Origin of the sequence: Mycobacterium sp. (assembly GCF_025933915.1) — a bacterium.
Classification (GTDB): Bacteria; Actinomycetota; Actinomycetes; order Mycobacteriales; family Mycobacteriaceae; genus Mycobacterium.
On record NZ_JAICZA010000044.1, the window covers coordinates 16,671 to 30,750 of the forward strand.

12 protein-coding genes and 1 pseudogene are annotated in these 14,080 nt (G+C 67.1%); 4 read left to right on the top strand and 9 right to left on the bottom strand.

All coding sequences use genetic code 11. The features are described 5' to 3' along the window. The first annotated feature begins 175 nt into the window (after positions 1-175). Positions 176-1,969 carry a thiamine pyrophosphate-requiring protein gene (locus tag Q0W90_RS09570; protein WP_297698767.1) on the top strand — a complete coding sequence of 598 codons (1,794 nt, stop codon included), beginning with the start codon at positions 176-178 and terminating at the stop codon, positions 1,967-1,969. 20 nt (positions 1,970-1,989) lie between these two features. On the opposite strand, the gene Q0W90_RS09575 is transcribed toward Q0W90_RS09570, so the two are convergent. Continuing rightward, complete coding sequence (locus Q0W90_RS09575) at positions 1,990-2,649, bottom strand: UdgX family uracil-DNA binding protein (protein ID WP_297774281.1); 660 nt, start codon at positions 2,647-2,649, stop codon at positions 1,990-1,992. A gap of 38 nt (positions 2,650-2,687) precedes the next feature. After that, positions 2,688-3,248: a hemerythrin domain-containing protein gene (locus tag Q0W90_RS09580; RefSeq protein ID WP_297597220.1), complete on the bottom strand. Its 561-nt coding sequence runs from the start codon at positions 3,246-3,248 to the stop codon at positions 2,688-2,690. A 216-nt stretch (positions 3,249-3,464) separates the two neighbouring features. On the opposite strand from Q0W90_RS09580, the gene Q0W90_RS09585 reads away from it, so the two are divergent. Beyond that, a complete protein-coding gene (locus Q0W90_RS09585; protein WP_297597218.1) occupies positions 3,465-4,472 on the top strand; it encodes a sensor domain-containing protein in 1,008 nt (335 codons plus the stop codon). A gap of 38 nt (positions 4,473-4,510) precedes the next feature. Then, positions 4,511-5,491, top strand: coding sequence for an aldo/keto reductase (locus tag Q0W90_RS09590; RefSeq protein WP_297597216.1), 981 nt, complete (start codon positions 4,511-4,513; stop codon positions 5,489-5,491). A 10-nt stretch (positions 5,492-5,501) separates the two neighbouring features. On the opposite strand, the gene Q0W90_RS09595 is transcribed toward Q0W90_RS09590, so the two are convergent. The 5 genes from Q0W90_RS09595 to Q0W90_RS09615 all read right to left on the bottom strand — a co-directional run bounded on the left by Q0W90_RS09595 (position 5,502) and on the right by Q0W90_RS09615 (position 12,467). Next, positions 5,502-6,269: an SDR family oxidoreductase gene (locus Q0W90_RS09595; RefSeq protein ID WP_297597305.1), complete on the bottom strand. Its 768-nt coding sequence runs from the start codon at positions 6,267-6,269 to the stop codon at positions 5,502-5,504. A 92-nt stretch (positions 6,270-6,361) separates the two neighbouring features. Further along, complete coding sequence (locus Q0W90_RS09600; RefSeq protein ID WP_297774284.1) at positions 6,362-8,116, bottom strand: sensor domain-containing diguanylate cyclase; 1,755 nt, start codon at positions 8,114-8,116, stop codon at positions 6,362-6,364. A 134-nt stretch (positions 8,117-8,250) separates the two neighbouring features. Then, positions 8,251-10,419: a glycogen debranching protein GlgX gene (glgX, locus tag Q0W90_RS09605; protein WP_297698761.1), complete on the bottom strand. Its 2,169-nt coding sequence runs from the start codon at positions 10,417-10,419 to the stop codon at positions 8,251-8,253. A 93-nt stretch (positions 10,420-10,512) separates the two neighbouring features. Beyond that, positions 10,513-11,694 carry a zinc-dependent alcohol dehydrogenase gene (locus Q0W90_RS09610; RefSeq protein WP_297774287.1) on the bottom strand — a complete coding sequence of 394 codons (1,182 nt, stop codon included), beginning with the start codon at positions 11,692-11,694 and terminating at the stop codon, positions 10,513-10,515. 65 nt (positions 11,695-11,759) lie between these two features. Next, positions 11,760-12,467 (bottom strand): GAF and ANTAR domain-containing protein, encoded by a 708-nt coding sequence (locus Q0W90_RS09615; RefSeq protein ID WP_297774289.1) that lies wholly within the window; start codon positions 12,465-12,467, stop codon positions 11,760-11,762. A gap of 310 nt (positions 12,468-12,777) precedes the next feature. Between Q0W90_RS09615 and Q0W90_RS09620 the strand changes: the two are divergent. Further along, positions 12,778-13,120, top strand: a pseudogene (locus Q0W90_RS09620) (FAD-dependent oxidoreductase); the annotation flags it as partial. A gap of 26 nt (positions 13,121-13,146) precedes the next feature. On the opposite strand, the gene Q0W90_RS09625 reads toward Q0W90_RS09620, so the two are convergent. Continuing rightward, complete coding sequence (locus tag Q0W90_RS09625) at positions 13,147-13,683, bottom strand: DUF1360 domain-containing protein (protein WP_297596889.1); 537 nt, start codon at positions 13,681-13,683, stop codon at positions 13,147-13,149. 65 nt (positions 13,684-13,748) lie between these two features. Beyond that, a partial coding sequence (locus tag Q0W90_RS09630) for a helix-turn-helix transcriptional regulator (protein ID WP_297774292.1) occupies positions 13,749-14,080 on the bottom strand: 332 nt, incomplete at its 5' end.

Below are 14,080 nucleotides of genomic sequence, written 5' to 3' on the forward strand. Positions count from 1 at the left end.
GAATAACAAAGGCGATTCCGGGTAATCGGGCCCGTGTGGGAAGTGCCAGAGCCGCCCATCCGCGGCAGCCCGCGGTAGCCACGCCCGTCCGGGCCGCTGCACGCAGGTGGTTCAAACAACAGCCACACACGCCCATCCGCCAGCACTGAAGAACCGTCTGCCCAGGAGGGAAATCATGTCCAAACAAGAGGTCTCCGACTACCTGCTGGAGCGGTTGCGGGCGTGGGGCGTCGAGCAGGTGTTCGGTTATCCCGGCGACGGCATCAACGGGCTGCTCGCCGCGTGGGGCCGGGCGGACAACAAGCCCAAGTTCATCCAATCGCGCCATGAGGAGATGAGCGCCTTCGAGGCGGTCGGCTACGCGAAATTCACCGGCCGGGTCGGAGTGTGCGCGGCCACATCGGGTCCCGGCGCGGTGCACCTGCTCAACGGCCTCTACGACGCCAAACTCGACCATGTTCCGGTGGTGGCGATCGTCGGTCAAACCAACCGCAGCGCCATGGGCGGGAGCTACCAGCAGGAGATCGACCTGCTGAGCCTGTTCAAGGACGTCGCGAGCGACTACGTCCAAATGGTCACCGTCCCCGAACAATTGCCCAACGTCCTGGACCGCGCGATCCGCATCGCGATGACCCAGCGCGCACCGACGGCGTTGATCATCCCCAGCGACGTCCAAGAGCTGCCCTACTCACCGCCCGGACATGCGTTCAAGATGGTGCCCTCCAGCCTGGGCATCGAGTACCCGGACATCGCGCCCGAGGACGCCGCCGTCGCGCGGGTGGCCGACATCCTCAACGCCGGCAAAAAGGTCGCGATGCTGGTGGGTACCGGTGCGCGCGGGGCTCACCAAGAGCTGGCCGAAGTCGCCGACCTCCTCGGTGCCGGTGCGGCCAAGGCACTGTTGGGCAAGGACGTCCTGTCGGACGAATTGCCTTGGGTCACAGGCTCTATCGGGCTGTTGGGGACGCGGCCGAGCTATGAGCTGATGATGGGCTGCGACACGCTGCTCACGGTGGGATCCAGCTTCCCCTACACGCAGTTCCTGCCCAAGTTCGACCAGTGCCGGGCGGTGCAGATCGACGTCGACGGCCGACTCATCGGGATGCGCTATCCGTACGAGGTCAACCTGGTCGCCGACGCGAAAACCGCACTGCGAGCTCTGATTCCGCACCTGCGCCGCAAGGAAGACCGGTCGTGGCGGGACGGCATCGAGAAAAATGTGGCGCGCTGGTGGGAGACCATGGACAAGGAAGCGATGGTCAGCGCCGACCCGATCAACCCGATGCGGTTGTTCTCCGAGCTGTCCCCGCAGCTGCCCGACAACGCTATCGTCACAGCCGATTCCGGCTCGTCGGCCAACTGGTATGCGCGCAACCTGCGCTTCCGCGGCGACATGCGCGGCTCGCTGTCGGGCACGCTGGCGACGATGGGCCCCGGCGTTCCCTACGGCATCGGCGCGAAATTCGGCCACCCGGACCGGCCCGTCATCGTGTTCGCCGGCGACGGCGCCATGCAGATGAATGGGATGGCCGAGCTGATCACGATCAAGCGTTACTGGAGCGAGTGGAAGGACCCGCGCCTGATCATCGCGATCCTGCACAACAACGACCTCAACCAGGTCACCTGGGAAATGCGTGCCATGGCCGGTGCACCGAAATTCGCGGAGTCCCAGAACCTTCCGGACGTCGACTTCGCCGCGTTCGCGGCCAGCCTGGGCCTGAACGCCATGGCCATCAAGGATCCGGACGAATTGTCGGACGCGTGGCGCACTGCCTTGTCCGCCGACCGTCCCACCGTGCTCGATGTCTTCACCGATCCCGACATGCCGCCGATCCCGCCGCACGCCACCTGGGAGCAGTTCAAGTCGGCCACCGCGGCGGTGCTCTCCGGTGACGAGGACCGCGTGGGCTTCGTCAAGGTTGGCCTGAAAACCAAAGCGCAGGAGTTCATGCCGCACAAGAAGAGCTGACCCGGGCGGTTCGGCTGCCGTTACGCCAACCCGGAGCGCGCGCTGCGCAGGTCGTGGACGAACGACTGGTAGACCTCGTCGTGTCGGTCGCTGCGGTCGCGCAACACCGACGAGGGATGAACGGTGGCCACCACGATCGGCTCGGGCGTCATCCGTATGTCGATGGATGACGGGAGCTTCAGCTCCTGACCCCGCTGCGCGGAGACCCGAAAAGCGGCTCCCAGCAATGATTGTGCGGCGGTCGCACCTAGGCACACGATGACCTCGGGCTGCACGGCCTCGATCTCGGCGATCAGCCAGGGCCGGCAGGCGAGGACCTCGGTGCGGTTGGGCTTTTGGTGGATGCGACGTTTGCCGCCCTTGCGCGTGAACTTGAAATGCTTGACGGCATTGGTCTGATAGGTCAGCACCGGATCGATGCCGGCGTCGTCGAGCGCCCGGGCAAGCAGTCGCCCCGCCGGGCCGACGAACGGCTCGCCCGCGCGGTCCTCTTGGTCGCCGGGCTGCTCTCCCACCAGCATGATCGGCGCCCCGGAATGCCCGTTGCCGAACACCGTTTGGGTGGCGTCTTCGAAAAGCGTACAGCCCCGACATGTTTCGGCCGCGCTCCGCAGCGCGTCGATACCCCGCTGCTCGGGGAGATAGCGGGCGGCGCCGGGAATCTTCGATGAGCCGGTCATGTCCTTGCGAGCCGGCGGGTGCAGGGCCGAGCGGCTCGTCAGCCCTTACCGATGATGGCGTCGCGGGCTCGGTCGAGCATCGCGGCGAACGGACCCGCGGCCAGATTGGCCACCTGGGATTCCACGCCGGCGTGGGGCCGGGTGGGTGCGACGGCTTCGGCGAGCTGCGCGGCACGGCCCATGCGATTCAGTTCGTCCGCGCTCAATTCCTCACCCAGCTTGGCGAATTCGTCCCGCTCCTCGTGCTCGGCGTGGTCGATCACCGCATCACGCAGCCTGGTCAATTCGCGGGTGAACTCCTCGCTGTCGACGTCGAGCGATTCCAGCTGCTGCAGGGCGGCCTTGGCCTCGTGCTCTTCGTGGAGCCGCTCGTCGACTACGGCGGTGCCGTCGGCAATCTTGCGCTTGGCGCGCGGATGAACGATTTCTTCTTCCGCGGTTTCGTGCACGGCAAGCAGTCGCCGAAGCTCGACGAAGGCCTTTTCGCGCGCTTCTCCGGATGCCGCCAGGGTTTCGGCGAACATCGCCTTGATCTGCTGATGCTGACTGACGAGAAAGTCGACCACGTCGGTGGGCGACTTGATGGCGGTGTGTGCCATGGTGTCCTTCCCATTTGCGTTGGTTCGGCGCGCAGGGCTGTTGCGCGCTCACCGAAGCGGCTACCCGACGAATTCGGCCGTCAAACGGGTGGGCCGCGCCCAGGCGGGGTATGTGGTCGGCATCGCCAAGCCGCGCCCGAGAGGGCCTCGGTTCAGGCCCGGGGGCCAGTGATCGGCTACATTTCGGGCAGGTTCGGCGGCGAAGGAGGCACCGGCGTGACCAACCCGCAGGACCCGTACTGGCAGAACCCGCTGAGTTACGACCCGCTGGGCCGGGTCCCGCCGCCCATGGAGCCGATGGAGCCGATCGCGCCGCCGGCGGAACCGCCCGGGTTCGCGCCGGCGCCGTACCGCCCGACCGTCAACACCTTGGCGACGCTGTCACTGGTCTTCGCGTTCGTGTTCGCGCCCGCGGGAGCGATTTTGGGACACCTCGGGCTGGCGCAGATCCGGCGTAGCGGCGAACTCGGCCGGGACCGCGCCCTGGTGGGTGTGACGCTGTCGTACGTGTTCATCATGTTGGCGGTCGTCGCGCTGGCCGGGTGGGCGACGCTGGGCGGTTCCCCCTCTTCCCAGCGGACCGCACACGACTCGACCACGTCCGCCGGGCCCCCGCCCCCCACGGTCCCGCCGGACACGATCACCACGCTGTTGCCGGGGCTGGACGCGCTGAAGAACATCACCGCCGATGCGAACCTCGAGGTCGGGCCGACGTGGAACAGCCCGGGCCGCTCGGCCCAGGACGGCAGCATCGACCGCCCGGAATGCTGGGGAAGCATCGCCGCCGGGAGCCCCGACGCCTACGTCCCCGGCTCCTTTACCGGCTATCACGCGGGCGAATTCACCGACACGCGCAGCATGCTGAAGTCGATCCAGGTCATCCAGGGCGTGGCGGCGTTCCGCGATCCAGCCGGGGCGCAGTCACAGCTGGACGCGTTGCTGTCGGGATGGCGCCAGTGTGGTGGCTCGACCGTCACCGTGACAGCTCCCGGCGGGCAACCGATCGCGATGTCGGTGAGCGCTCCCGCCGAAGCCGGCAACGGCATCACCACATTGGACTTGACGCCCAAGGGAATACAGGTGCGCTCGGCGCGGGCGGTCGCGGCCAAGGCCAACGTCGTCATCGACCTGAACGTGTCCGCCAGCGGCACCACGGACAGCGAGCGGCCCCGGCTGGCCGCGGTCAGCATCGCCAACTACATCCTCGGCAAGATCCCCGGCTGAGCGGCCCACGCGCTTGCGATCGCCACTAGGCTGAGCGGATGAAATATGTCGACGTCGACGGGGTCGGACGGGTCAGCCGGATCGGCTTGGGCACCTGGCAGTTCGGCTCACGCGAATGGGGCTACGGGGACAGCTATGCCGCCGGCGCAGCGGGTGACATCGTGCGGCGGGCCCGCGCCCTGGGGGTGACGCTGTTCGACACCGCCGAGGTCTACGGGCTGGGCAAGAGCGAGCGGATCCTCGGCGAGGCGCTCGGCGACGAACGCGCCGAGGTCGCGGTGGCCAGCAAGATCATGCCGGTCGCTCCCTTCCCCGTCGTGGTCAAGCAGCGCGCGCGTGCCAGCGCCCGGCGGCTGGGGCTGGACCGCATCCCGCTCTATCAGATCCACCAGCCCAACCCGGTGGTGCCGGACTCGGTGATCATGCCCGGGATGCGGGACCTGCTCGAGGACGGCAAGATCGGCGCGGCCGGCGTCTCGAACTATTCGCTGCAGCGGTGGCAGAAGGCCGACGCCGCGCTGGGCCGGCCGGTGATCAGCAATCAGGTGCATTTCTCGCTCGCCTATCCGAAAGCGCTCAAGAACCTGGTGCCGTTCGCCGAGCGGGAGAAACGCATCGTGATCGCCTACAGCCCGCTCGAACAGGGGCTGCTGGGCGGCAAGTACGGCGTCGACAACCGTCCCGGCGGCGTGCGCGCGGTGAACGCGCTGTTCGGCACCGAGAACCTGCGCCGCGTCGAGCCGCTGCTGCAGTTGTTGCGCGACGTCGCGACGCAAGTCGACGCCAAGCCGGCACAGGTGGCGCTGGCCTGGTTGATCAGCTATCCGAGCGTGGTGGCCATTCCCGGCGCGTCCAGCGTCGAGCAACTCGAGTTCAACGTCGCTGCCGCCGACATCGAGCTGCCCACCGAATCGCGCGATGCGCTCACCGAGGCGGCGCTGGCGTTCCGGCCGACATCGGCGGCGCGCTTCCTCACCGACCTGGCGCGCGAGAAGCTGGGCCTGAGACAGTCCGGCTGACCGGCGACCGCTACGACTGATTTGCTTCGGCGAACGCGGCGGGGCTGGCCGGCGCGCCGCGCGCAACCACGAGCGGCATCGACGTCGTGGCGTTGGTGCGCAGGATGGTGTGCACGACGTCGATCAGGTCCTCGACGGGCATCAACTTGCCGGGCATGCAGCCGCGCGACGACCACAGCGGCACCGCCTTCATGGCGAGATCCATGTCCCAGCCCTCGTTCATTCCCGTCGCCGCGTCGCCCTCTCCACCCGCGCACTCCCCGACGATCAGGCAGGTGAAGCCGACGTCGGAATGTTCGGCCCGCCACGCCTCCACCAGCCGCTCCAGGGCCGCCTTGCTGACGCCGTACGCGCCCAGGCCGGGCCAGGGCGGCCCGAACGTTCCGGCGTCCGAGGAGAGGTACACGGCCTTGCCGGCGGAAGCGGTCAAGTGCGGCATCGCAGCGGCCGTCACCAGCGACGCGCCGATGACATTGGTGTCGAAGATGCGCCGCCACGTGTCGGCATCGGTGTCGACCATGCGGACCAGCGGGCCGACGGCGGGTGTGTAGACGATGTTGTCGATCCCGCCTAGGGCATCGGCGGCCGCACCGATCGCCGATCGGCAGGACGCCTCGTCGGTCACGTCGCATTCGACGGCGATCGCCCCGGGTCCCGCGTCCTTGGCCGCGGCTTCGATGCGCTGCAGACGCCGGGCAAGAAGCGCGACTTGGTCGCCGCGCTGCGCGAGACCGACACCTATGCAACGCCCCAGCCCGCTCGAGGCGCCGACCACCACTGTCCTTGACATATTCGCCCTCTCTTGTAACGCAAGACGCTGTCGCGAGAAACCTACCGGATGCGAAGCGTCGCGTGGCGATCACTCGCTACCTAAATCCGATCGACGGTGTCTCGGTCGCCCGATTTGGCCCGGTACATGGCCTCGTCAGCTCGCGCCGTCACGGCGTCGATGGACTCGGCGGGAAGGGCGAGCGAGGCGCCGATGCTCAGGGTCGCGCAGATCGTGGTGCCGGATACGTGGATGGGTTCGGCGACGCGACGGCGAATCTTCTCGGCGATCCGGGAGAGCTCGTCGGTGCCGCGGACGCCGGGCAACAGGATGAGCATTTCGTCGCCGCCCGTCCGCCCTACGGTGTCCCCGCGGCGAACGCTCGCCCGGATCCGCGCCGCCACGGTTGCCAGTACGACGTCCCCCATCCCGTGTCCCCATTTGTCGTTGATCGCCTTGAAATGGTCGACATCGCAGAACAGGACGCCGACGTGCGTTCCGAGGGGCTGCGGTTGCTCCAGCGCGGCCTCGAGCCGGCCGAGGGCCTCGGCCCGGTTCACCAGACCGGTGAGGGTGTCGAACCGCGCCAACCGTTCGAGTCGCCGTTCGGCCTCGACCTGATCGTCGACCACCCGCAGCGCCGCGATCAGCCCATCGGTTCTGCCCCGGGCGTCGGTGTAGGGCTTTCCGTGACCGTCGACCCAGTGGTAATCGCCGTCGACGGAACACACCCGGAACCGTTGGAGAACCTGTTCGCCGCCCGCGATCCGGCGCACGGCGGTTGCGAGTTTGTCGCGATCCTCTGGGTGGATGCGGCGGGCGAAATCCGACCCGGTCCACCGGAGTAGCGGACCGCCCAGCGCGGGTTCCACGGAAGGCGAGATCCACGCGACCTCGCCGTCGCGAAAGTGCACGATGATGTCCACCGCGTTGTCCGCGAGAAGGCGATACCTCATCTCGGCCTCGGCGCGTTGCGCGCTGGCCAGCTGCTCGGCGATCAGGAGTTGCTGCTCGCGCTGGCTGAAGTAGAAGGTCACCGCCCCGACGATTGCGGCTCCCAGCAGGATCGAGAAGGTCCACTGCGCGTTGTCGTCCGGGCCGAGCCCCAAAAAGATCGGCCTCGACACGGCCACGACGAGCGGAAAGCCGGCGAGGATGCCGAGCAGCCGAACCAGGGAACGCCGGTCGGGCCGGGCGAGCAGCCACGCCAGCGGAAACCGGTCGGGGTGCGCCAGCGAGGTGGCGGCGATCAGCAGCAGCAGGGCCACGGCGGTGAGGAACGCCTGGCCCCTGGAGGGCGAGGCGCCCACCAACGCCAAGGTGTCGAACAAGTAGGCGCCCGCTGTGACGAACGGGATGGCCGTACCGCCCACAATGCACACGGGCCAGACCACGCGGGTCCAACGATCCACCCGGATCAATCCGACGGCGGTCGCCAACGGCAGGGTCGACAACGCCGCCTGAACGCTCGGGCGTCCCGGCCAGGACCGTTCGTGCATGTCCACCGCGTTGCCGAACCAGACCCTGTCCAGCCTGACCGAGCCGGCGCTCAGGTACTCCGCGAGGACGGTGACGGCGAGGGCCCCCACGACCGCGGCCAAAGTGCGTCCGGCCCATACGCGTGCGCGCGGGGGATGCCCGCATTGCGCCAGGATCGCCGCACCCAGCGCAGCCAGCCACAGCGCGGTCCACGGCATCATCTGCGGCCAGGTCGGATAGACCCGCGTCAGCTGGTCGATGCCCGCCGTCCAGCCCCCCCAGGTCGCCGCGGCGACGGCGAGCACCACCAGCGCGGCGGCCCGCGCGCACCTGCTCATCGCCGATTCCAGGCGCGCGTCGGGCCCCGGCCTGTCCATCGGCTGTCCCCTTCGTTCCCGGCGGTCGACGCGCGACATCGACATCGTGGGAAAAGTTAGCCGATGTGGCTTGTCGGCGAGAGCAATTCGCTCGATCCGCGGAAACGCCGCCGTCTCGAGTCGACGACGATCGGCTAGTCCGGGGGAAGCCCGCGCAGGACGACCGCGGTGTGGGCTTCCACGTTGAGCCTGGCGCCACCGGGCACCTCGTCGGCGGGCGTGGTCTCTTCGGGCCCGGTGTACACCACGACCTGCCAGGCCTCACCGAATTCCTTTGGCGGAAGGGTGAATTCGATCGGCTCGTAATGGGCATTGAAACACAGCAGGAACGAATCGTCGAGCACCCGTTGACCCCGCTCATCACGGTCCGGGATGCCGTGGCCGTTGAGGAACACCGCGACCGACTTGGCGAAGCTCGCACCCCAGTCCTCGTCGGTCATCTCCGCGCCCTCGGGGGTGAACCAGGAGATATCGGGCAGGCCGTCCTGGCCGCGCCGGCCCACCGGCTTGCCGGAAAAGAAGCGACGCCTGCGGAACACCGGGTGCTCGGCGCGCAGCGCCGACACCGCCCGGGCGAACTCCAGCAGGCCCGCATCGGCGGTGCCCCAATCGATCCAGGTGAGCTCGTTGTCCTGGCAATACCCGTTGTTGTTGCCGCTTTGGGTACGTCCGAGTTCGTCGCCATGGCAGATCATCGGAACACCTTGGGACAGCAGCAGTGTGGTCAGAAAGTTGCGCTGCTGGCGGACGCGCAAAGCGTTGACGTGCTCATCGTCCGTGGGCCCCTCGGCTCCGCAGTTCCACGACCGGTTGTGGCTTTCGCCGTCGTTGTTGTCCTCGCCGTTGGCCTCGTTGTGCTTTTCGTTGTACGACACCAGGTCGCGCAGCGTGAACCCGTCGTGGGCGGTGACGAAGTTGATCGACGCCACCGGCCGCCGCGCGGTGTGCTCGTAGAGGTCTGCCGAGCCGGAGAGCCGGTAGGCGAATTCGTCGAGGGTGGCGGGCTCGCCGCGCCAGAAGTCGCGGACCGTGTCGCGGTACTTTCCGTTCCATTCCGTCCACTGCGGCGGGAAGTTGCCCACCTGATAGCCTCCCGGCCCGACGTCCCACGGTTCGGCGATCAACTTGACCTGGCTGACCGTCGGATCCTGTTGTACGAGTTCAAAAAACGTCGCCAGCCGGTCGACGTCGTAGAACTCGCGGGCCAGCGTCGAGGCCAGGTCGAAGCGGAAGCCGTCGACGTGCATCTCGGTCACCCAGTAGCGCAGGGAATCCATGATCAGCTGCAGCGCGTGCGGATGACCGACGTTGAGGCTGTTGCCGGTGCCGGTGTAGTCCATGTAGTACTGCTTGTCGTCATCGACAAGGCGGTAGTACGCGGCATTGTCGATTCCCCGCATCGACAGGGTGGGGCCCAGGTGATTGCCCTCGGCCGTGTGGTTGTAGACCACGTCGAGGATGACCTCGATGCCGGCCTCGTGCAGCGACCGCACCATGGCCTTGAACTCCTGCACCTGCCCGCCGGGCGTGGTTGCGCTGGAGTATTTGGTGTCGGGCGCGAAGAATCCGATCGTGTTGTAGCCCCAGTAGTTGGACAGGCCCTTGTCTACCAGCGTGGAATCGTTGGCGAAGTGGTGCACCGGCATCAATTCGATGGCCGTGACACCGAGACTCTTGAGGTGCTCGATGATTACCGGGTGCGCCACCGCGGCGTAGGTGCCGCGCAGCTGTTCGGGAATGTCGGGGTGGGTCTGGGTCAGGCCCTTGACGTGCGCCTCGTAGATGAGGGTATCGGCGTAGTGATGGTCCGGTGGGCGGTCGTTGCCCCAGTCGAAGTAGGGGCTGATCGCGACCGACTTGGGCATGCTGTCCGCCGAGTCGTCGTCGTTGCGGCTGTCGGGGTCGCCGAAGTTGTAGCTGAAGAGCGATTGATTCCACTCGAACGAGCCGTCGATGGCTTTGGAATACGGGTCCACCAGCAGCTTGTTCGGGTTGCATCGCAAACCCGCCGGCGGGTCGTAGGGACCATAGACGCGGTAGCCGTAGCGCTGGCCCGGTTCGATGTTGGGGATGTACGCGTGCCAGATGAAGCCGTCGACCTCGGGCAGGGCCACCCGGCTCTCGGTGCCCTCGGCGTCGAACAGGCACAACTCCACCCGCTCGGCCACCTCGCTGAACACGGCGAAATTGGTGCCCGCACCGTCATACGTCGCGCCCAGCGGGTAGGCCCTGCCCGGCCAGACCTCGCCGGTGGGCGTGGGGGCTGCGGCCTCTGAGGCCTCTGCGGCCTCTGCGGGAGTCATGGCGCTGTCAGTACCCCGCCGGCGCCGCCGTCAAACTCCCGGGCCGGCGCCTCACCTGCCGCCGGTGAGCGAAAACCCTTGCGGCAGACACGGTCACGGTTTGAGCATCACCTTCACCGCTCCGTCCTGCTTCTTCTGGAAGATCTCGTAGGCCCGCGGGGCCTCGTCGAGCGGCAGCACGTGCGTGGCGAAGGTGTCGACGCCCAGGGGGTCGTCATCGGTGAGCAGCGGCATGATGTCGTCGACCCAGCGTTTGACGTTGGCCTGACCCATCCGCAGGGTCACCTGCTTGTCGAACAAGGTGAGCATCGGTAGCGGGTCCGCCATGCCGCCGTACACGCCGATCAGCGAGATGGTTCCGCCACGGCGCACGATGTCGATGGCGGAGTACAGGGCGGACAGTCGGTCCACGCCGGCGGTTTGCATGACCCGCTTGCCCAGCGCATCGGGCAACAGCCCGGCAACCTGCTGCGCCAGTTTGGCTGCCGGTGAGCCGTGCGCCTCCATCCCCACCGCGTCGATGACCGAGTCCGATCCCCGTCCGTCGGTCAGGTCACGGATCGCATCCCCGAGCGAACAGTCGAGCCGGCCTAAATCGATGGTGTGGATACCGCGTTGCGCGGCGCGGCCCAGCCGTTCGGGCACCAGGTCGACGCCGATGACGCGGTAACCGAGGTGATCGGCGATGCGGGCGGCCATGTCCCCGATGGGGCCCAAGCCGAGCACGGTGACGGTGCCACCATCCGGGATCTGGGCGTAAGCCACCGCCTGCCACGCGGTCGGTAGCACGTCCGACAAATACACGAACCGCGAATCAGGCGGGCCCACAGGGACTTTGATGTGCGTGAATTGGGCCTGGGGGACGCGCAACAGCTCGGCTTGCCCGCCGGGGACTTCACCGTAGAGCTCCGAATAGCCGAACAGTGCCGCCCCCATGCCCTGGTCGCGCACCTGGGTGGTCTCGCATTGGGTATACAGCTGTTGGCTGCACATGTGGCAACGGCCGCAAGAGATTTGGAAGGGGATGACCACCCGGTCCCCCACCCGAAGATCGCCCGTTTCCGTGCCGACCTCACGCACGACGCCCATCGGTTCGTGGCCGAGGATGTCCCCGGGCTTCATGAATGCCCCGAGGATCTCGTAGAGGTGCAGGTCGGACCCGCAGATGTTGGTCGATGTGACTTCGATGACGGCGTCGGTGGGCCGCTCGATCTTCGGATCGGGCACCGAATCCACCCGCACATCGCGCTTGCCGTGCCACGTGACAGCCTTCACGAAAGGGCACATACCCGTCTGCCGCCCGTCGAAACGGCGGCGCCGACCGCGGCACCCGGTCATGGTCAGTGCCGTCGGTGCTGGAGCGGATGCTCGCTCTCGATCAGCGCCCGTGCGATTTCGATCAGCTTGATGTTGGATTGTTGCGACACCCGGGTGAGCAACTGGAACGCTTCGACGGCGTCGATGCCGAAGCGCTCCATGATGACTCCCTTCGCCTGCCCGATGATGTCTCGCGATGCCAGCGCGCTGCGGAATTGATCGTGGCGGCGCATCATCGACCATGCCAGCGCGGTGTGCGTGGCGAATACCGTGCCGATCTCCACCGACTCCTCACCGAACGCGTGCGGCTGGTCGGCATAGAAGTTGAGCGAGGCCATACTGCTGCCGTCGATGAACAACTCGTACGACAGGATGGAGCGGATCGGGGTCTGCTCGAGCGCCAGCCGGCGATAGCGCAACCAGCGCTGCTCGGAGTTCAGGTCCGCGATGTGCATCATGTGGTGCTCCCAAGCCGCGGTCAGGCAAGGGCCTTCGCCGGAGCTGTCCTGGATGGCGTCAAGGACCATCGGATAGCGATGCGTGGCAACCACACAGCTGACCGACGCGCTCCTCTCGGCCAGGGTGATCCCCGCATACTGCGAGCCGGTCACGTGGTGGACCCCATTGTGGAGGAGTTCGTGCAGCCCGGTCGCGGTGTCGCATTGTTCACGCTCCAGATTGGCTACCAGCTCCACCAGCTGATTGGCAATCGTGGCACTGCCATCTCGCATAGCACCACCCCCGGAGCCGTCGTGGTCCGCAGAGCCCTTCCTCATCGGCGTCGCGGTGGCAGTGCCACATCCGCGAATACCAACGCTCAACGAGAAGTCTATGAGCCAATTAACGAAACGCAAGCGAGATAGCGAAACCGGTCGGCGAACGCGGCGGCGCCGGTCTCCGAGCGAGGAAACAGCCCGGCCGACGATATCGCGGTCCGCCTCATAAGTTGTGCCTCTCAACGGTTTTCATGGCTCGCACCGAATTGTTGCCGCACAAATGCGGCGCGGCCCTGCCCGTCGCGGAGTCCGCCTACACTCGGGACGGTTTTCGCTGTTGGACCTGGCCGAGCAGGTGATGCCCGAGGTGGGCACGAAACTCTGCGAGGCCGCGCTGAAGGTGCTGCGACGGCGTGAATCGACGTCCGGCTCGGTGTCACACTCAAGTAAGCGGACGCCGATCATGTTGTGCTCAGCGATGATTCACGCATCAACACGCACACGATCGCCTGGGCGACGGGCGTGACCGGCGCCCCGTTTGATCCACGGCCTGGGGCTGCCGACCGAGAAGGGCAGGCTCACGGTGCGGCCTGATCTGCAGGTGCCCGATCACCCCGGAAGTGTTCGCGGCCGGCGACGCGTCCACGGTTCCCGACCTGACCCAGCCCAAGACGGGCTGAACACGCAGTCCGACTCAGCCTTCGGCCGCCTGCTGTGCCATCGCGTAGGCGAGTTGAAGGAAATCCGCCCCGGCCAATGCGCTGAAGACACCCGCGATCAGTCGGGTGAACCGGGGCACGAACACCAGGCCGATGGCAAACCCGGTGGCGACCCACATGTCCAGGCAGAACGGGCAGGTCAACAGCTCCCCGATGCTGTGCCGCAGCTGGCTGTGCTCCCGGACCTCTTCCTGGACTTCGGCCGGGCCTCCCGTGCCCGCATAATGCGTGAACGGAGCGCGTAAGGGGCTCGTCACCGCGTCCTTGCTCAACGTTCGCGAAAGCTTGTGGGTGCCCAGCGTGAGAATGATCAGATCCTGGATCCGCCAGCGCGCCGGCAAGCTACGGCCGCTGACCACGGCGGCCACCACCGCGGCCGTCACGACGACGCCATAGACCGCCAACACCACCAGATAGCCCCCCAGCGGCCGGGGATTGTCGCCGCGGTAAGTGTCGGCTTCCTGACGTGCGCCGTCCACCACCTGAGCGCCGGCTTCCGTCAACTCACCCATCGTCTCTCCTTCAAAGGCATAACGGGGCGAGTACCCGACACCGGTCGGCGCAATCGGCGGTCAGCTCAGGGTGGCGACGCTTCCCCATCCCGAGACCCGGCGGACTTCGCCCCGTTGGCGGCGTCTCGCAACGTGCGGTTGGTGGACCGCAGGTCGGTGTTGGCGGCCGACAGCGTCGCGTTGTCGTCTTCGAGATCGAGGATGCGCGCGATACCGGACAGGTTGACGCCGGCCTCGACCAGCCCACTGATGCGCTTGAGCCGCGTCAGGTCGTCGGCGCTGTAACGGCGGGTTCCCCCTTGACTTCTCGCCGGGGTGAGCAGGCCATGGCGTTCGTAAAGCCGCAACGATTGCACCGGAATCCCGGACAGTTCGGCGGCCACCGAGATGCCGTACA